This is a genomic window from Mycolicibacterium phocaicum (assembly GCF_010731115.1).
Lineage (GTDB): Bacteria > Actinomycetota > Actinomycetes > Mycobacteriales > Mycobacteriaceae > Mycobacterium > Mycobacterium phocaicum.
The window spans coordinates 3,471,164-3,489,780 of the sequence record NZ_AP022616.1; the positions used below are offsets into that span (position 1 = coordinate 3,471,164).

Below are 18,617 nucleotides of genomic sequence, written 5' to 3' on the forward strand. Positions count from 1 at the left end.
GCGTTATTGAGGATGCTCGTCGGCGGGGTCTGGGTCAAGCTGAGGGCGGGTCCGTTGGCGGTAGGACGGTCCTTCGATGACCAGGGTGTGCGCGGCGGAGGTCAGTCGGTCGATGGCTGATTGGGCGAGCAGGGTGTCGGCGGTCATGGTCAGCCATTCGGCGGGCTCGCGGTTCGACGTCATGATCGTGGTCTTGGCGCGGTGGCGCTCGACGACGATTTCGTAGAAGTCGCTGGTTTCGGTGGCGTCGAGGGGGCGTAGCGCGAAGTCGTCGATGATCAGAACGTCGACGGCGGCCAGGCGGCGGATCTCGGCGTCGACGGTGTGGTCGAGGCGGGCGGCGCGCAGCCGGGTGAACAGTTTGTCGGCGCGGCCGAACACGACGGTGTGTCTGCGTCGAATAGCCATGTTTCCCAATGCTGTTGCCAGATGCGTCTTGCCAACGCCGACGGGCCCGAGGACGATCGCGGACTGGCCGGCATCGAGGAACCGTAGCGAGGTGAGATCACCGAGCAGGGTGCGGTCATAGCGCAGGTCGCCGTGGGCGGTCCAGGTATCAAACCGCATGCTCGGATCGAGTCCGGCTTTGGCCGCTCGTAGTGCCGCGGAGCGGGATTCGCGTCGGGAGACCTCGTCAGCCAGCAGTGTTTCCAGGAAGCCGATGTGGCTGAGTTTGTGTTGTCGGGCCAAGGCGGCGCGTTCGGGCAGGGTGTCAGCCAGTGCACCGAGCTTGAGGGCTTTGAGCAGTCGGAGCAGATCAGCGCCGATCGGGTCGGTAGCTCCACGGGCGGTGGTAGTCATGTCAGCGGTTCTCCTCGGAAACGATGGTCAATGATGTTGGGGTGGAGTTGAATTCGGAAGGATCACGGGCGAAGCGGGTCGCGGTGTGACCGACCGCTTTCGGCAGGGCCGGGGAGCTGGTCTCGGTGGCACGCTCGAGCATGGAGGCGATCTTGTTCACCGAGACGACATCGAGATCCAGCGACAATGAACAGGCCTGTTCGACCCGGTCGGCGCCGTAGCGGCGCACCAGACCCAGCAGCCGGTAGACGGTACGCATCTTCGTCCAGGGCAGCCGGTCATCGAGGATGCGTTCGGCGTAGATCCCGACGTTGGGGCCGTGCGCGGCGCAGGTGGCGATCAATGTCGTCACATCGCGCAGCGCGTAGCCGGTCTTGTGTTCGGGCAGATCAGCGGGGTCGGTGCTGCGCCCACCGGCCGGTTGGCGGGGATGGACCTTGACCAGCACGCCGCGGCGATAGAACTTCACCAGCTCGGTGTCGGCGCGCACGTCCAGGTACTGACCGATCCAGCATTCGGGCAGCGAATACAGGGCCTTGGCGACCTCGGCGTGGAAGTCGCGGTGGACCTTGACCGTCTTGAACACCGGCACGTCATAGACCTGCGGCACCGCCAACAGCCGGGGCTGCTCTTCGTCGGTGAACACCTCCAGCGGGCGTGCGCAGGTGGTGCCGTGGGTGCGGGTGCCCGCAGTGTCACGACACCACGCTGTGGCGGCGTCCTGCGCCTGCTGCAGACTGGTGAATGTTTCTCCGTCCCAGAAGTTTCGCCGCACGTACTGCACGGCGCGTTCCACCCGTGGCTTGTCTTTCGGCGAGGCCACCCTGGCGGGGTCGGTCAGAAACCCGCTATGCCCGGCGTAGTCCAGCCAGCCCTGGCTGAACTGCGGGTTGACCGCGTCCGCGGCGGCGATCACCGGTTTGAGGTTGTCGGGGATCAGCACGGCGAACACCCCGCCGAAGAACTCCCAGGCCGCCTCGCAGCCGGCGATCACCGCGGCCAGGGTCTGCGAGTACGACAACCACACGAACATGTGCCGGGAGTACACCGCGGTGAAGATCAGCGCGTGCACCTTGCGGCGGCGCCCGTCAGCAGCGTCGGTGAGCATCCCCAGGTAGCCGAAGTCGACCTGGCACTCCACTCCGGGATCGCCATCAGCGACCCGCACCGTGAGGTCTTTGCGGCCGAAACCGCAACGCTGGCTGGCGAATCGGTGCAACGTCCGATACGGCACCACACACCCCTGCCGGGCCAACAGGGTGTGGATCTTCGTGACCGTCAACGGCCGATGCTCACCGGTGCCGGCCACCCAGGCGGTGATCTGATCTTCGAAGCCCACCAGCTGCTCCCACGCCGCCCCGTGGCCATCGGGGCGCACCGGACGCACCGCCTCGGCAACCATCCCGATCAACGCATCATCGACCGCGCTGACGTCGGCGTCGCGACGCAAACCCGCCGCCTGGGCGGCCTCGACGTAGCGGCGCACCGTCTTGCGGTCCAGGCCGCAATGCGCGGCAATGCTGCGGTACCCCGGCGCCGGCAGTCCCACCACCCCCAGCCACACCCGCAGCACTTCCCTGATCTCATTCACACTGACCTCCCGAAAAGCCATGCCCGCCGACCTCCGTGACCTTGAGCCGTCACGGCGATCGAACGAACAAATGAAAAGACCACCGACGCGACGCGCCGGTGGTCCCATAACTGGCAATCCAGGTGGTCCCATCACCCTGGCAAAAATCAGGTCACACTGGTCCCATCCTCATGGCAGACGACACTCAGATCACGGAAGTCAGTACACCTCAAAGGATTTCGCGACACTCTGCGCAGATCTGGGCGTCGTCCAGTCGATGGGTGGGGTGGGGTCAAGTGCCGATAACGCGCTCGCCGAATCGTTCAACGCCTCCCTCAAACGCGAGATCCTGCAGGACCGCAGCCAGTGGCCCGACGCTGCTACCTGCCGCCGTGAAGTGTTCCGCTGGCTGGTCCGCTACAACCTGAAACGGAGGCACTCCCGCTGCCGCTATTCCAGCCCGGCCGGCTACGAAAACACCCACACATTCGTTACGCTGCCAGAAGCTGCTTAATCCAAATCCCGTGTCCACCATCCGGGGTCAAGGCCCCCCTGCAACAATCGATCAGTCCACGAAAGGAGGCGCATTGACTGAGAACAAGTTTCAGGATCTGACCCTGTTCAAGTCGCCAGACAGTCAACGAGGACGTCCAGCCTGGTTCGTCCAGTTATGGTGGATAGTCGATGCGTTACTCGTACGTCCCACGCCACAATTCTTGTATGCGTGGCGGCGTGGCGTGCTTCGCCTGTTCGGCGCAACGATCGGGAAGGGTGTCCTGATCCGCCCGGGCGTCCGCGTCACCTATCCATGGAAACTCATTGTGGGAGACCACTGTTGGATCGGCGACAATGCCGTCATCTACACCATTGACCAGGTCACCTTGGGTGATCAGGTCGTTGTCTCCCAAGAGGCATATCTATGCGCTGGCACTCACGACCCTCGTGATGTGTCGTTCCCCGTCGTTGCGTCGCCCGTCACCATAGAACCCGAGTGCTGGATCGCCGCCCGTGCCTTCGTCGGACCTGGCGTACGTATCGGAAGAGGCGCGGTAGTCGGCGCCTGTTCTGTCGTTCAGTCCGACGTCCCACCAGCCACAGTCGTCGCGGGATTCCCAGCTCGCGCCATACAGAAACGCAAGCCACGCCTTCGGCCGGCGGACAGCTTCGACAAAAAACCCAACGGACTACGGACAGCAGACACGAAATGAATGCAGATGAGCTACTTGCGGCCCTGAACCTTCCACCGCGATCGGACACCAACTTGCCGTTCGATGAGCTTGGCGTCGACAGCTGGAATCTCGTCGAGTTGCGCGCGACGCTGGAGACACGTCACGGAATCCGGCTCTCCGACGAAGATTGGCTGGAGATCGAGAGCCCGGGCGACGTACTACGGCTACTACGGTGAACCGAACTGTCAAGGTAGGCATGCCACAGATGGCGTTGGGATGCCTATCCGAGAACTGGCTTCTCAAGGAACTGGGCGATCTGCACTGGGACACGTTGTGTAGTTCACTGAAGAGCACTTCGCGCGATCTGGTCGATTCCCAAGGCCGTCGGCTATACGCAACCTTTGTCCGTATCCGCATCGACCTAGATGGAACTCTCAGGGATTTTGGTGAAGGCGACGAAATCAGCTTCTGCGCCGAGATGATGCGGTTCGGTCGCTCCACAGTCCAGAGTACGATCGCCATCCAGGGCCCGAAATCATCCGGTACAGCGAGCCTTCTGACAACATTCTCAGTGCGTACGAGAGCTGACAGCAATGCCCTTCTGAAGAGCGAGCCAATGGGGGATTACCACGACATTGAGGCTGCCTCAGATATCAGCCCCTTCTTCAAGGAATACTCAGCAGTCCGTGCCGAGTTCGGTCGATACACCGGACACCCTCAGCCGGGCCCCGAGGACACGTACCAGATCAACCCATTCGTAGACTCCAATGGCGCAAACCTGCTCTATTTTGCTGCATACCAAAGTATTTCGGATCTCCTCACATTGAGAAGCCATCCCGAGGAGACAAATGTGTCGACCAGCAGTCGTGACATCTATTTCTTCCGCAACACTGATCTGGGCGACACCGTGTACCGACTGCCGGTGGCACGTATTCTCCGCGGATCGGGCAGCGTAGACAGTGCACACCTTCTCATCCGCTCCGATGGCCAGTGCCTCGCCTATGTGAACACCGTCAAGGAGCCCTGACCGCCGGCTCGCGCCCGTACAGTTGCTCAAGTTTCCGGGCCACAGAGTCCATGCTGAACTCGCGCACCGCAGTCGATCTCGCCTTGTCACCCATCGAGATGCGGCGTTCCTGATCTTCGATGAGGCTGCGCAACGCGGCCACTAACGACTGCTGGCTGTCGTCCACCACGATGCCGCACCCGGTCCGCTCCACCATTTCCGCGAGTCCGCAACTCTTGGTGATCACAACCGGTAGTCCGACCGACAGAGCCTCCAGAACTGACATCGGGTATGGCTCGTCAACCGACGGCAAGACGTAGATGGATGCCCGTTGCATTCGGCGAACAGTCTCGCTCGGTGGTGCGGCGCCCTCCCACCGAATTCTGTTGGCCCGCTGCGCAACCGCTATCGATGTTTGGACTCCTTCGAGTTCACCCTCGTCCGGTCCCACCAGAGTGAACACCGCGGGTATTCCTTCGTCGAGCAACTCAACTGCGGCGGCGACGAACGCTAATGGCCTTTTCCTCTTGTGTAGACGTGCCAGGTACAGCACCTCGATGCGGTCGCCGGGAGCGGTTTCCGCTAGTTTGCCACCGTACTGAGGTACTCCATTGGCGAGGTGCTCTGTGCGGCAACACTTCTGTATATGCAGGAGCTCCGTTCGTTCGGCTTCGGTCAGGTACAGCACTGCGGCAGCTTGACGAAGCACACGTTTGGTCAGCAGAACATCCAGAAGCCTGGCCAGGGTGCGACGCGAGCGGTCTATCATGCCGTGCGTCTGAAGTACAACGTGCTTTCCGAGGAGCATGGCTAATGCTGCTGCAGGCAGCGTCACGCAATCCCGTGCCGCATGAACGTGCACAACATCAAACGTCCGCCGGTTCCGGATCATCCACATGAACGTCGCCGGCGCGGCTAACCCGGCGAATCCAACGCCGGGTAGGACGGTACGCGCCTTGCTCAGGTGGACCGGTGTGCCTTCAATACAGTCCGGTGGCACGTCATATCCGCGATAGCTTCCAACTATCCGTACCTCGTGCCCCCGGGCCCGCAGCTGGCGTGCCTGGTTGAACGCGACACGGACCGGTCCACCGTACGCGCCATCAGCACTAACCAGCGTGACGATCTGGAGGATGTTCATAGCTACTTTCTCGGCCTTCGGTGCTATCGACCGCGCGCGGTGCCGGTCAGTACTTCTGTGATCCGTGGGGCAATTCGCTCGGCAAGATAAACGGCACCGGCGTCGGTGGGATGAATGTGGTCCGCGCCGATCAAATCAGGTCGATTGGTGAACCATCCCTCCTGAATCGGATCAACAAACACAGCCCCGGCGTTTAGCGCGTGGGCCCTTATGACGTCGCGCACAGCCAGAACTGCACGCTCGGGGTTTCGGCCTGGCCACACTGGGCCGATGACAACGAGCCTCGCGCGTGGTGCACGCTCGTGGACCAGTTCGAATGCCTGCCGCACGGCAATCGACACTTCGTTGATCGGCTCACCTGTGTCATTCATTCCCCCAAAAATGACCACCACCTTGTCGTCGGGTCGGACGGCCTCCTTGATGAGGTCTGAAAAGGCAGCCTGAGTCAGTCCCTTATGAAGGTATCCGGTACCTCCGACCGCGCTGATTTCAGGCGCAACCCTTACGCCTTGCTCTCGCATAAGGCGCCACGCCACCTCCGGCCAACTGTATTCACCAACCCCGCCTTGAGAGCTCCCCTGCGTATACGAATCCCCGATCACGGCCACCGCCGGTACTCGATATGACGCCCACCCAGCCAGCACCAGCGCCACCAACGCCAACACCACCACCGATGCCCCGGCTAGCGTCCACCCGAGGCCCGGCCTTTGGTCGAAGGTCCACTTCAACGCAACCCGGCCATAACATCCGCGCCAGCATGTCCTGAGAGGTTGCTGACATCTGGCGAGCTACTCTCCACGCGATTCCGCAACAGAAACGAGGCAAATAGCGCGAACAAGGCGACTGAAAATACACGCCACACCATTCGCGACGAGTACTCCATCGACAGAACGGAAATCAGCAGCGACAGCGCCAGCGGTACGAACACCACAGATTGGAATCGGCTGCGTTGCAAGTTGTATGAGCAGTAGCAACACACCCAGCTAAACAGCATGAATAGTGCCATTTGTCCGGCCGCGCCGGTAGCTCCGAACCAGCTTCCGGCGAAGGACAGCGGAACCCAGTCGTACGGCCAGTAGCGCTCCAGCTCCATCGGCAAGCCAGTACCAGGAAGGATGTTCGCGTTTCCGATCAACACCGGAAGCCCAACATCGTAGATGACCGAATGCTCCGCCAATGGATACGAGGTGAAAATTGAGGCCAAAAGTTGTTTCATCGGCACAAGTAGAGAATCCGTTGAAGCGACCGCGTCTTGAACGAACGCAGCGGCCACCGACGGCAAATTGATCAGACCATGCGGCACGTATCGAGCCTTCAGCACAACGCCGAAAGTGAAAATCGCCAGAGCAATCAATCCGCTGGCGACCGTTAGAGCCATCGGTCTGAGCTGGCGTTCTTTGAAGCATCGATTGATGATGAGCACGGCACCCAACAGCGGAAAGGCCAATGCGGTACGGCTACCGACGCCCGCGAGACCGATGAACCATACGGTGGACATCACGTATATCGCGATACGCCATCTGCGGCGCCGCTCTATCGTCGATTGTCCGAGTGCAACCAGCCCCAGAACTAGACCAACAGGAAATGCCGCACGAAGTAGAAAGAGATTGCCGTCGGACTCAAGGTAATACTGGCGACTAAAGAAGCTGGGCCCACTGCCGATTACAAACAGCACGAAACTCACGACCACTGCCACCAGAGTTATGACGGTAATTCGCTCTGACGGATTCGTATCCTCCTTGAGCTCTCGCAGTGAGTCCGGCATTCGAGGAACTAGAAATGCGGACACACCGCTCCCGATGCACGCCCACAGAAAGGCCTTCACCGCTAACGAATCGGCAAACGGTGCGGCATCGATATCGGCGGGCAGGCCAGCTCCGCCTACGTACTTTGCCCACTCCCACACTGGTCCGCCCAAGGATGCGATCAACATGACCACCGACATGGCCACTGCAGGTGCGGCCGCCGAGGTTCTGACCACGATCGCCCATATGGCGGCACAGGTCGTGGCCACCGCGATCACGAACAGCAGACTATTGGGCATTAGGCTTGCCGCCGGACGGATCGGTCGGGCGTCCAGACAAGGCCCCATCGAGTTCCGAGACTTCCCCCGACTCGTTCTGCACCAGCGAGTTTGGCGATTTACGACCGTCATCTTCCAGCACGTCGATGACGGGCCATGGATTCGGAGAATGCGTAGCGGAGGCGGGTGCCGATGACCTTTTTGAGGTCCACCGGCCACGGACGATCAGCAGCCCATCGGCCGCGTGGCCGTTGAGATTGAGGAGTTCATTGACTTCGGCAACGGACCGAACGCTAGTGAAGTTGCGGCGTCCGACGATGACGGTCTCAAACGTATGTCCGCGAAGCGCCGTCGCCTCGACCGGATTATCCAACAGCGCCGGCGCTTCGATGAGTGTGATCCCCGGTTCGTCGAGAGCTTCCCCATCGACATCCACCAATTGGACCACCCGGACAGGGATCTGCCGGGCGCGGGAAGCCTCGGCAAGCTTGTCGACGAATTCGTGGCACCCGTCCGCCGGCGTAGCTGAAGTCAGCAACACCCGGCCGTCCGTCCCGCTCCGGCGGTGAAGCAACGCCAGTATCCGCTGGAGGTCATTCGATCCGGTCTTCATCGAGATCGCTTGTACATAAGGGAGATGGAGCAGCTTCCGAACGGCGCGCGGTGAAGTCACAACCGGGTTTCGTCGCCGGTACCAGCCGATGAAAGCGAGTCCGATGAGGCCACCCGCAACTGTGGTGGCGATGACCACGTACCACGGTGCCAGTCCCTTCCGCTCTGCGGTAATGGCATCAGGCGGGCCGAGCATGGTCAGCGTGGGACCCTGACGTAGGCCGCTCTGATCCTCCACAGACTTCGCGAAATCCGGTAGAACGCGCACATATGCCCGGGCGCCCGACAGCGCCGCTTCGGGAGTCGGCCCGCTTACTTCGAGCTCGACCAGTGGCGTGGCGTGGACACCCTTCGCTTTGACGCGACGCCTGAGTGTGTCCGCGGAAACCTGTTCATTCATTTCGGCAGCGGCAGCGCGCGCTAGCGGTTCACTTTCCATCAATGACAAATACAGCTTCGCCCGGTTTTCGGCATATTGCGTTCCCATAACCGCGTCAGATGTACTACTCGCCCTTGGAGGTGCAGCGTAAAATACTGCCTTGGCGACATACTTGTTCTCGGGGATGGCAACGATAACGATCCCGGCGGCGAATCCGAGAATAAGCCCTACCAGTAGCACCAGCCATGTAGTGCCCAACAACTGACGAACTCGATTTCTCATGAGGCCGCTCCCCTGCGCGTTTCGGTCAAAATCCTAGATTCGCTACCCGGCCGGCGGTGCACCTGGAATCACCCCTTCGTTCGGAGATGGCGTAATTGCATCAGCTTGCGCAGTCCCAGACACCGGTCGATCGAGCACGCTCGACACAAGGGGCGCCAAAGCGGCGGCGATCGTCTGATGTCCCTCATCTGTCGGGCGGGACCCGTCCGAACCCACCAAACCGGGCTTGTCGAACCAGTGATCCGAGATTGGATCGACGAAGGTTGCGCCGCCCGCCTCGGCGGCAGCCTTCACCGCGTCGCGCGCTTGTAGTAGCTGCAGGGGTGGTTGGTCGTTGAGCCAGGATGGTCCAACTACCAACAACGCAGCTCCGGGCGCCTTCTGGTGAACGGTCACATAAGTGTCTGCCGCCGCGGTGAGAATGTCGTGCGGCGTCGCGGTCATGTCATTGCGGCTACCGGCAATTACAACGACCTTTGCTTCAGGCGTCACCATCGTTCGCACCTGGTCGGGGAAAGTCGCGAGACCGCCCCTGATGACGTAGCCCGAACCTCCGGAGTTTTCGGTCACTACCCGAATCGGATGATCTGCTGCCAGTAATGCGGCAACTTGGGCAGTCCAGTTCTTCTCGCCCTCACCACCTTGGTCTGATCCCGCAGTGAAATCTCCGATAAACACAACAGTGGCCAGTCCGGCCGGCAACGACGGTGCCGTTGATGTACCAACGGCTATGCCCGGAAAACGTTGTGGGGCTTTGGTTTCCTTCGCCCATCGATCCACCGCCACGGCCAGGATCACGACGGTGATGACCAGGAAGATCACCGCGGCATTGCCGAAGGCTTTTGACATCAGCCCACCTTTTCCAAACGGACGGCCGTGCTAAGTCTCGGCATCGCACCTTTATCCCTCACCTGCGTTCGCCTCACAATCGCAATCCCATACAGCGCAGTGATGAACGCACTCCCGGCCAGTCCCCAACCGATGGCAGTCGGCCTGGTGAAGATAGCCCCCACGATTGCGCAAGCGCCCAGTTGAAGGCCTAGCTGAATTGCCTTGACTCGGGCCAGTATCGCGCTCAAGCCGCGCGCCTGCAGATAGCTGAAGACGCTCACCACCCAACACAACATTGCGGACTCGCAACCGATGTAGGGCACCAAGTCGGTCGCGGGCTGCCAGTTCGATCCGAGGATCGCCGCACCTATCGTGGGAGGAGTCAGCACAAGCACACCCGTGGCGATCAGGGTCAGGCCCGACATCACAAATGATGTCTTTCCCAACAAGCGCCATTGGTCGCCGGCCGAGCTAGCCGCCCGGCGCGCATGCGGTACGAACACTAAGGGCAGTGCACCCACCAGCATCCCGATCGGGCCGAACAGAGCCCAGGCGCCACGCAGACCCGCCGCCGCGGTGGAACCCACCAGCGCAGTCGCAATGACCAAGACCAGTGCGACGCCAAGTTGGTTGGCTGCCCAAACGCCCCCAAATCGGACTCGGGCACGCCAGTACGTCAACCACCAGCCCACAAGCCTCCGCGATCGAAACGTTACACCCGTTGCGGCCAAGGGGATAGCAACCGCAATGACCGCGCCGATCCCCCAGTAGCCGACAGCCCATAGCGGTGACACTTTGGTACTGAGCAGATTTGCGACAAACAAGGCTGCCATCCAGGCGACCCAAAAGCCATCCGACAGCACGCCGACGGCCGGCCGGCCCAATGCTATGCAGGCCATCCTCAGCACATCCTGGATCAGTGCGAAAGGAACGGCGAGGGCGTATGCCAGCGCAATGGTCCATTCGCCTACAACCGCCCCCGTTACCAACAACGCGGGTGCCGCAGCGACGACGGATGTCAGAACTGCCCACGACATGGCATAGCCGGATTCGGCGAGAATCGAATGCCGATCCATGTTGCTTACCAACAGCACTGGAGTCCCGAGTCCACCACGGTTGAAGCCAAGGAATGTGGATACGATAGCTACCAGAATTCCTATTTTGGCGAATTGGTCCACACTCGAAACCTGGCCGAGCACAAAGAGCATCAGGGCATTGCTGGCACTCGACAGAATCTGGTCGATCGTGGTGAGCGCAGCCGCGCCGCCCCCAGCGAGTGGAGGTGCACCATGACCGGAATGGCGGCCCACGGTACCAACGTGGCCGATTGCAGCATTCATTGGTCGGCGGCGGCAACCGGGGCACGAACAGGATTCGCCGGCATCGATTCGGTCGTAGCCCGCTGGAGGGCTCGCAGACTCTCCTCGGTCACCACTACTACGCCAGCCAGCCGGCATTCGAGCGCGTCCAGTGTCATCGAGGCTTCTACGAGATCTGAAAGTAAAGTGGATCGTAGAGTCACTACGAGCAAGCAGGCGTCGACGAAACCACTCAAGGCAGCACTGACGGGCGATGTAAGAATGGGCGGCGCCGCCACGACCAGCTGGCCGTCATCTCCACCGATCGGCAATTCCAAACCGGAATGGCTGGCACGAATCAGCAATTCGTCCAGGCGTGCCCCGTCTGATCCGACTGAGACACTTTCTGCGTTGCGGACTTCCGTTGAGTGCAAGCAGGCTTGCCACGACGAGGTTCCGGCAAGAAAGTCAGACAATCCGGACCCTTGGTCGTCTTGCCCCTCAGAGTGAATCGCGTTTACCAGTACGGTTGCTCGGCCATACGATGCGAACCCTCCGGCAAGCCCTCGCACCACCGCCAGTGTCGGCGCTGACGCGTCGACACCGCTAACCATCAATCGGGCTCCTCCAAGGTCCTCGTTTGTGATGCACTCGACAGCTAGTTTCCTAAAGCTCTCCTGTGCGTCCCGCCCATCGGCGCCGTCGAACGCAACAACGCCGCGGTACCGCATGCCGACTCTGGCGAGCTGACCCGGATTGCGCAGGACCTGGTCCATTCTGTCCCGATAGAGAGCGATCACGATTCCCACCGCCAAGCCAGCCAAGGCGGCCAGCGCTGCTGCGGTAATGGGATTGTTGGCCCTGCTCACCTCTGGCGGGTCGCTGGTCAGCCGGACCGCAGTCAACGATCCATCCCGGCCTGGCTGTTCGATCTCTTTGACATAGTCTGCGAAGACCTGCGCGACCATTGTCACGATCCGCGCTGCATCGTCAGGGGTTTTGGCTTTTGCCGTCAGGACGACCATAGGTACAGCGGCCGAGATGCGGGCATCTAGTGAGGTCTCAATCAATTCAGGCGTGAAGCGCGGACCCAGTGCGGTCGCGGCCCGTGCGGCGATCTCCGGGCCGCGCAGCAGCTGCGCGTAGGTGGGCGCGCGGAGCTGGGCGATCCGTTCACCGTTGTAGGCGTCCATTGCGGTGCCCAAGCTGCCGAACGTCGAAATCATGATGCGTGCCTGCGCGCGGTACTGGACAGGCCCAGCAAGGGTCCATGCGAGCGCGAGTGACACCGCCAGCAGAACCGCTGACACAATCACACGCCATCTCTCACCTACGATTCGCCAGATTTCCTGGACTTCCATCTTTCACCTGCCTCACTGCGAATGCACGTCATGTTTACGGAGTTCATCCCGCTTCGACGTACGTAAAGTACGAACGATCATCGGTGGCCGCATTTTTTTGGTAAACCTCGAAACTCACGATACTGCCGCGATTCGAAGAAATCCGAGGATCACTATGCACACGTGAACGCCCATCCGGTCCCGAAACCTTGGCGATTCCGGTCTCGTAGTTTATTTCGATGTTCACTTCGTATTCTTTGCCGAAATCGAGCGGCTTATCAAATTTGACGCTATCCAAAGTATCCAGCCGACTGTCATTGATCACGCCGAAGTCGATGTTCGTCGGAGTAATTGCCACATGGCAGGGCGAGGTTAAGTGCGCCATCGGATTGCCCGACTTAGGTGGGGGGTCGGTGTGAACCAGAATGATCGCTGCACCGTTGCCCGTTCTGGAGTCCGAACCACCCGGCGTTGAATCTCCGTCAAAGAAGCCAAATTTGGCGGTAATCGTCGTCACGGCGCCAGGAAGGTCCGCGGACAGATACCCGGCAGCGGTACCATCAGCAAGGGCTTTGTTGGTTAACTTGCCATCGATTACGTCCAGGCTGGCACCCGCAGCACCGTTGCTCGAACGGGACCATTCACGGCCATTCTCTGCCTTGGGTGTCGCGCCATTCGGTGTCGCAGCGAAGTTCCCGATGAGCGCTGGTGCGTGCTTTTGATCGTTCGGCAGGCGGCTGATTCCCCACACGGCCACCAGCACCACCACGACCGAAATCGCGCCAAATATGTACCCGACCGCTAAATCACGCGAAGACCACCTTGAAATCTTCGTCATGCCGCTGAACCTCTCGTTGGTGTGCGGTCAAACTTTATCGCTACATCGCTCGGGCGATATAGCTTTCGACGATTGGACGTCACCAGGTCAGCGAGAGCCATGGTCTGTCGGAAGCGTCTGCAAATAGGATTCATCATTTGCAGTTTCCAATAGCAGACACATCGTCGGAAGTATCGACTACCCTCGTCAGGGCTAATTCGATCAAGCGTGTGTCGAACTGCGACTCATAAAACGACGCGCTCAGGTGCAGTTGCGCGCCCACTCGGTTCGTAGCGAGCGTAATTTGGTTGGAGAACCCGACCGGCGCAAAACGCAGATAGAGACGGTCATGGTCGGACTGCCAGCGGATTTTCTGCGCCGCTGCCAGTTCACCGTGATCAGTTACGACAAGTTTTGCGAACCGATTCGCACACCGCTGGACGACAGGGCCTCGCGACGAATGCAGCATGTCGGCGACAGTTGCCATGCCGAACCTCACGAGTGACCGACATCCAGTTGTGTACTCCGCCATTGCGGCAGCAATCGAGGAGGCTAGGAACGGTGGCGACACAGGAATCGAAGCGACCCCGACAAAGTTCGAAAGCGTGCCGACTCCTGCAGGAAGGTGACGACTTAGGTCCACCATCACACCGATGTCGGGATCCGTCCGGATGCCTACCGAATTCAGCGCCCGCAAGATCGACGCCGTAACCAGCGCCAAGATCGTGACGCCGGGCGATGTGGCGTCGCGCTGAGCACGGAGTTTCGTCAAAAAGTCGACTTCGCTGCGCGCGTATACAAGTTGCCGAGGCTCATCGAATGTTCCGTTGGTAACTGGTGGGGTCGGTCTCCGGCGTAGTTCATCCATGGCGCGCGCCATCGCAGCGGGGTGCGTACGCACCTCATGGGCGAAGGCCCGCAAGCCGACCCTGTGAGCCATGTAAGCGGGCGGCGGATCGGCGAAGCCCGGCGAATCGGAGGTAATCGCCGCTATTAATTCTGTCATCAGGCGCCCGCCACCGAGGCCATGATCGAACTCGAACAAGAGGAACGGCGCGGCCAGGTGTATATGCATCGGGGTGAGTCGTGACGTCGGGACCGGAAAGTCGGCAATGACCCGCGCAGTTCCCTGACGTCAAGGCGCGGGCCTTCAGTAACTACCACGGTCTCGGCTGTACGGTCGAACGCCCAACTTACGTCCGACGGATCGGGAATCAGACCTATTCGGCTCTGCGGACCGCGAGAAGCAATAACCTGCAGTCGTTTCCGAAGAGCCGGCAGGTCATCCATGTTGTCGAGCGGTCCGACCAAATATCGGGCGCGATGGCCTGCATACAAGCGATCGTTGCGAGTCACTCTGACGTTCATGACTGGTCACCACAGCCAGCGGAAGCCGGCACACCGGTGAAACGATCGCGAATCCAGTTCCAGATGACATCGGTATGACCCAGATTCGAATGACCGGCGCCTTCAATCTCAAGATGCCGGATATGACCGCCAAGCTTGCAGCTTCGCTCCACTGCAGCGTTCACCCACGCCGGCGGTATGGATTCATCCTTCGATCCGTTCATTACCAGCATCGGAACCGCAAGGGGCGCTTGAGGTAGCGCGATGCGTCGAAGCGCGTCTCTGAGCGCTGTCGCATCTGCAGCGGTCGCTGGTCGCACATCGTCAACCTTTGTGTGCAACCGCGCCGACGTTGCGTCAGGACCGCACCCAGTGATGACCGCCAGGTCTCGAGCCGCTTGGCCACGCAAGTAATGATCGCCGACCACCGTGCTGTCATATCGCGACAATCCATCGATGACGTACGGCATTAGCGAGGTCTGCCACGGCGTCAAGGTCCGACTCAAAGCGCGATCAGCTAGGCCGCTCATGTTGACCGCTGGAGACAACGCCACTGTGCCCACCAATTGCAGGCCATCACCGTAGCGGCTGTTCAACTCGTTCACCGCCCACGCTGCTTGTCCCCCCTGAGAAGGACCCACGGCCACCCATTGATCCGACTCCGCGCCATACAGGTCCCGCAGCCCACGGACTGAGTCGATGACGTTGAACGCCGCCGTCCGCGGCTCAAGATACGGGTGTATTCCCTGGTCGCCCAGCCCTTCGTAATCAGTGGCAGCGACGGCGTACCCCTGCTTCAACAGGCTGGCCACCATTCCAACCTCGCCGTCCAAATCTGGGCTGTCGGAAGGGGCGCAGCCGTGCTGGGTACCAGTTGTTCCATGCGCCAAGGCGACAACCGGCCAACCAGACGCGGGTGGTTGGCCCAACGGCTCAAAAAATGCCCCAGATACTTCGGTGCGCGCTCCATTAATTCCCGAAGTTGACTGATAGATCGCGCGCCGCGCTCTACCTGCGTGGGCCGCCAAGGCCGCCGGCAAAGCTTCGAACGCAGAATCAGAGAGAATTCGGCCTCGGCCATCACGCACCTGATCCGAGATCACAGGTACCGCGGCTACAAGCGGCGCGTCGTCGGCAGAGGTGGTGACACGAGCGCCGACGTCGCCAGACGTACATCCACTACTGAATGTGGCGACGGCGGTCACCACCACCGTGACGGCGCACCACAACCGCACGCCTCGGCGAGGTCGCGGACTCGCGGAATACCCAGCAGTTGCCGCTTTATCCTCAGGTACTGCAATGGGTTCCGCGCTCACAGCTGACGATCGCTCCCTGACCCTGTTTCCGAACGCCGCTGTTCCAACTGGCGCGTGCGTCGCTTTCCGCAATCTGCGGTGGCTACCACTCAACGAGCAAAATGTACGCATTATCAGTCGCTCATCTCACCGAACTGGCGCACCGCTAGCGAGTAAGAACCAATATGGACGAACCTCCAAGGAGCCTCACAGCAAAGTCCTCGTTGATTGCGCGCAGAGCACGCCGCGGCGCGTTGAGCATTCGCGTACGCAATCGGCGCCTAGTGCCTGGAAGGACCTCTGCGCCATGGGTGTATTTCCAATCAACAATTTCATATCCGCAATCCGCGAGAACCGCCAATGCTGTGTCTTTGAAGAAGTAGTGCAGATGGCCGATGAGTTCTCGTGCATATAGGATTGGTTTTCCCCGCAGCAGACCCTGGACCGACAAGTCCAGCGGGATGTGAAAAACTTTCAGCGGGGCTAGCGGCCTGATCGCCTTGAGAAATGCCATGTAATCTTCAACGTGTTCAAATACGTCGATCGCCATGATCAGATCCGGAGATACCGTCGAAGAAGTCAGGTAATCCGCATGATGAAATCGGACCTGGTCGCTCGCTTTGCCCGCCGCAATTGCATAAGCCTGCGGCGAGATATCGTAGCCCTCCAGAAGTGCTGAAGGGAATGTGTCGCGCAAATTGACCAGGATTTCACCTGAGCCCATGCCGATCTCCACAATGTGTTCGGGCACAACATCATTGCGCCCGAGGAGGTCCGCTATCCATCGCGCCTTGATCGGACCGTCTTCGGCATGCCAATCCGGAATATGTTCGAGATACTCACCACTCGTGTAGAAATTCTCAGTCACTCTGTGTCTGCCATCGTCGACCGGACTCCCATGCCGGCGCGGACAGGTCAGGCTGCGCCTATCGCAGTTTAGCCCGCCATCCTCGTCGGTACGCAGAATCCGTCGACTTCGCCGAGGGTTGCGGGCTGGTTCCTCCACCGACTCTCGAGAGTCGCATGGGGCACACTGGCCCAAACTGTCACGTGCGCAACTATCTGAGAGCACGGTGCCTCGAATAACGTCTGTAGTTCTCCGAGCATCGACGGTCGTCTCGGTGGTCGATTCGGTCCTCGACGCCTCTCCACGAATCAATATGCCCCCTCGGCACGCGCAACAGCACCGACGGTCTTGAGAATGATCCCGACGTCGGTGATCATCGACCAGTTGTCGACGTAGGAGAGATCGAGACGCACAGACTTCTCCCAGGAGAGGTTCGATCGCCCGCTGATCTGCCACAGCCCGGTCACTCCTGGTTTGACGAGGAGCTTCCGCTTGATATCGCCGTTGTAGGACTCGACTTCACGGCGCAACGGCGGCCGGGGGCCGACTACGCTCATGTCCTGTTTGAGCACATTGATGAACTGAGGAAGTTCATCAATGCTGTAGCGGCGCAACACCCTACCGATTGGGGTCACTCGGGGGTCTTCACGCATCTTGAACATAACCCCGCCATCGATCTCATTGGATGCGAGGTAATCACTAAGGCGGGCTTCCGCATCAACGACCATGCTTCGGAACTTGATCATGGTGAACGGCTTGCCATCCAGACCGATGCGTTCTGCTCGGTAGAAGACCGGGCCCCGGCTCGTCAGCTTGATGGCGATCGCCGCAAGCAAGAGTAGGGGTGCAGTGCCTATCAGCGCGGCCAAGGCGAATCCAAAGTCGAATGCCTTTTTCTGGAAACGCTTGGCGCCGCGATATTGTGGCGGCTCGACATGGAGCAGCGGCATCCCCGCCACCGGCGTCATCGCCAGACGCGCACCGGCCACATCGAGTAGTCCGGGCGACACCACCAAGTCGACGTCACGCTCTTCGAGACGCCAAGTCAGCCTTTGGATTCCGGAACATCCGAAGTGTTCTGCGTCGGTCAGGGCGACGGTATCGGCAGCACACGTGGCACCGAGCGCGTCCAACGCATCGATCTCGTCACCAAGAACTGGTACTACCGTGTCGCCGACCGTGATGAGATCACCGCGGGAACCGGGCTCGCCCGGCACTCCAGCACCAACCACCACGAACCCGTCGCCAGGGTCGTTCATGAGCGCGTCAGCCAAGACGGCTACTGCCTGCCGATCGCCGATGGCGAGAACCCGGGTTTGGCAATCGCCGGAAAGTCGTCGGGCGCGGACTCTCCGCCGCCACAGTTTTCTTCCTAGGAGGAGTCCACACGTCCCCAGCGGAAACGCGAAAGCGAGGTATCCCCTTGCAATATCCACTCGCGAGAGCAACGCGACAATCGCAACGGCGCCAAACGTCCAGAACGATGCCGCGACGACTCGTCGATACTCCTCGATCCCACTTCCGAGTATTGGCCCAGAACGGGCGTGATACAAACTCAGCGCACCAAGCCACAGGCTGGCCAAGAGCACCGAATACACCGTCAAATACGCCGAAGCCACAGGGGCGTAGGCGCTCTCGCGACCGAACCGAGCCCATTGGGCGAACAACACGGCCAGAACTACCGCCGCTGTGTCGGTCATCAGTACGCGGCGAGCCAAAGAGTGCTGCCACACGGGACGCGTGTTCAACTGCTGTGTACGCGGACTCGTAATGCCCACGACGGGTTTGGGAGTTCGCGTGAACGCGAACGTCGAGAGCGTCATCGACCACCCCACATATCCAACCCCCGGTGCTGATTG

The 18,617-nt window shown here is 60.5% G+C and carries 17 protein-coding genes and 1 pseudogene; 4 read left to right on the forward strand and 14 right to left on the reverse strand.

Annotated features, from left to right (window positions below):
* Window positions 1-3: 3 nt before the first annotated feature.
* Complete coding sequence (locus G6N46_RS16755; protein ID WP_138247680.1) at window positions 4-801, reverse strand: ATP-binding protein; 798 nt, start codon at window positions 799-801, stop codon at window positions 4-6.
* A 1-nt stretch (window position 802) separates the two neighbouring features.
* Window positions 803-2,413 (reverse strand): IS21 family transposase, encoded by a 1,611-nt coding sequence (gene istA / locus G6N46_RS16760; protein ID WP_138247679.1) that lies wholly within the window; start codon window positions 2,411-2,413, stop codon window positions 803-805.
* A gap of 160 nt (window positions 2,414-2,573) precedes the next feature.
* Here istA and G6N46_RS16765 point away from each other — a divergent pair.
* The 4 genes and pseudogenes from G6N46_RS16765 to G6N46_RS16780 form a co-directional block, all read left to right on the forward strand.
* Window positions 2,574-2,885: pseudogene (locus tag G6N46_RS16765) on the forward strand (transposase); the annotation flags it as partial.
* Between the two features lie 73 nt (window positions 2,886-2,958).
* Complete coding sequence (locus G6N46_RS16770; protein ID WP_138247678.1) at window positions 2,959-3,579, forward strand: WcaF family extracellular polysaccharide biosynthesis acetyltransferase; 621 nt, start codon at window positions 2,959-2,961, stop codon at window positions 3,577-3,579.
* Entirely contained in the window at window positions 3,576-3,776 is a 201-nt protein-coding gene (locus G6N46_RS16775; RefSeq protein ID WP_138247677.1) for an acyl carrier protein, read from the forward strand. Before G6N46_RS16770 ends, G6N46_RS16775 begins: the two co-directional genes overlap by 4 nt.
* Window positions 3,773-4,567, forward strand: a complete 795-nt coding sequence (locus tag G6N46_RS16780) for a Pnap_2097 family protein (RefSeq protein ID WP_138247676.1) — start codon at window positions 3,773-3,775, stop codon at window positions 4,565-4,567. The genes G6N46_RS16775 and G6N46_RS16780 overlap by 4 nt, the downstream gene beginning before the upstream one ends.
* On the opposite strand, the gene G6N46_RS16785 is transcribed toward G6N46_RS16780, so the two are convergent.
* The 12 genes from G6N46_RS16785 to G6N46_RS16840 form a co-directional block, all read right to left on the reverse strand.
* Window positions 4,554-5,687, reverse strand: a complete 1,134-nt coding sequence (locus G6N46_RS16785; RefSeq protein WP_138247675.1) for a glycosyltransferase — start codon at window positions 5,685-5,687, stop codon at window positions 4,554-4,556. The genes G6N46_RS16780 and G6N46_RS16785 overlap by 14 nt on opposite strands.
* Window positions 5,688-5,710: 23 nt before the next feature.
* Window positions 5,711-6,340 (reverse strand): SGNH/GDSL hydrolase family protein, encoded by a 630-nt coding sequence (locus G6N46_RS16790; RefSeq protein ID WP_163692833.1) that lies wholly within the window; start codon window positions 6,338-6,340, stop codon window positions 5,711-5,713.
* A gap of 71 nt (window positions 6,341-6,411) precedes the next feature.
* A complete protein-coding gene (locus tag G6N46_RS16795) occupies window positions 6,412-7,710 on the reverse strand; it encodes a hypothetical protein (RefSeq protein WP_138247673.1) in 1,299 nt (432 codons plus the stop codon).
* A gap of 10 nt (window positions 7,711-7,720) precedes the next feature.
* Window positions 7,721-8,983, reverse strand: a complete 1,263-nt coding sequence (locus G6N46_RS16800; RefSeq protein ID WP_138247672.1) for a YveK family protein — start codon at window positions 8,981-8,983, stop codon at window positions 7,721-7,723.
* A 42-nt stretch (window positions 8,984-9,025) separates the two neighbouring features.
* Window positions 9,026-9,832 carry an SGNH/GDSL hydrolase family protein gene (locus G6N46_RS16805; protein ID WP_138247671.1) on the reverse strand — a complete coding sequence of 269 codons (807 nt, stop codon included), beginning with the start codon at window positions 9,830-9,832 and terminating at the stop codon, window positions 9,026-9,028.
* Entirely contained in the window at window positions 9,832-11,124 is a 1,293-nt protein-coding gene (locus tag G6N46_RS16810; protein WP_138247670.1) for an MATE family efflux transporter, read from the reverse strand. Before G6N46_RS16810 ends, G6N46_RS16805 begins: the two co-directional genes overlap by 1 nt.
* Before the next feature lie 26 nt (window positions 11,125-11,150).
* Complete coding sequence (locus G6N46_RS16815) at window positions 11,151-12,473, reverse strand: hypothetical protein (RefSeq protein ID WP_138247669.1); 1,323 nt, start codon at window positions 12,471-12,473, stop codon at window positions 11,151-11,153.
* A gap of 43 nt (window positions 12,474-12,516) precedes the next feature.
* Complete coding sequence (locus G6N46_RS16820) at window positions 12,517-13,290, reverse strand: hypothetical protein (protein WP_138247668.1); 774 nt, start codon at window positions 13,288-13,290, stop codon at window positions 12,517-12,519.
* A gap of 133 nt (window positions 13,291-13,423) precedes the next feature.
* Complete coding sequence (locus G6N46_RS16825) at window positions 13,424-14,344, reverse strand: hypothetical protein (protein ID WP_138247667.1); 921 nt, start codon at window positions 14,342-14,344, stop codon at window positions 13,424-13,426.
* 289 nt (window positions 14,345-14,633) lie between these two features.
* Window positions 14,634-15,428 carry a lipase family protein gene (locus tag G6N46_RS16830; RefSeq protein ID WP_163692835.1) on the reverse strand — a complete coding sequence of 265 codons (795 nt, stop codon included), beginning with the start codon at window positions 15,426-15,428 and terminating at the stop codon, window positions 14,634-14,636.
* A gap of 649 nt (window positions 15,429-16,077) precedes the next feature.
* Window positions 16,078-16,779 (reverse strand): methyltransferase domain-containing protein, encoded by a 702-nt coding sequence (locus G6N46_RS16835; RefSeq protein WP_138247665.1) that lies wholly within the window; start codon window positions 16,777-16,779, stop codon window positions 16,078-16,080.
* A gap of 287 nt (window positions 16,780-17,066) precedes the next feature.
* A complete protein-coding gene (locus G6N46_RS16840) occupies window positions 17,067-18,581 on the reverse strand; it encodes a sugar transferase (RefSeq protein WP_138247664.1) in 1,515 nt (504 codons plus the stop codon).
* Between the last annotated feature and the right edge of the window lie 36 nt (window positions 18,582-18,617).

What these genes read in the sequence shown, in the direction of transcription:
- G6N46_RS16755 (WP_138247680.1), bottom strand. Translation starts at nt 801, where the DNA reads ATGACTACCACCGCCCGTGGAGCTACCGACCCGATCGGCGCTGATCTG.
- istA (WP_138247679.1), bottom strand. Translation starts at nt 2,413, where the DNA reads ATGGCTTTTCGGGAGGTCAGTGTGAATGAGATCAGGGAAGTGCTGCGG.
- G6N46_RS16775 (WP_138247677.1), top strand. Translation starts at nt 3,576, where the DNA reads ATGAATGCAGATGAGCTACTTGCGGCCCTGAACCTTCCACCGCGATCG.
- G6N46_RS16785 (WP_138247675.1), bottom strand. Translation starts at nt 5,687, where the DNA reads ATGAACATCCTCCAGATCGTCACGCTGGTTAGTGCTGATGGCGCGTAC.
- G6N46_RS16800 (WP_138247672.1), bottom strand. Translation starts at nt 8,983, where the DNA reads ATGAGAAATCGAGTTCGTCAGTTGTTGGGCACTACATGGCTGGTGCTA.
- G6N46_RS16805 (WP_138247671.1), bottom strand. Translation starts at nt 9,832, where the DNA reads ATGTCAAAAGCCTTCGGCAATGCCGCGGTGATCTTCCTGGTCATCACC.
- G6N46_RS16815 (WP_138247669.1), bottom strand. Translation starts at nt 12,473, where the DNA reads ATGGAAGTCCAGGAAATCTGGCGAATCGTAGGTGAGAGATGGCGTGTG.
- G6N46_RS16820 (WP_138247668.1), bottom strand. Translation starts at nt 13,290, where the DNA reads ATGACGAAGATTTCAAGGTGGTCTTCGCGTGATTTAGCGGTCGGGTAC.
- G6N46_RS16825 (WP_138247667.1), bottom strand. Translation starts at nt 14,344, where the DNA reads ATGCATATACACCTGGCCGCGCCGTTCCTCTTGTTCGAGTTCGATCAT.
- G6N46_RS16840 (WP_138247664.1), bottom strand. Translation starts at nt 18,581, where the DNA reads ATGACGCTCTCGACGTTCGCGTTCACGCGAACTCCCAAACCCGTCGTG.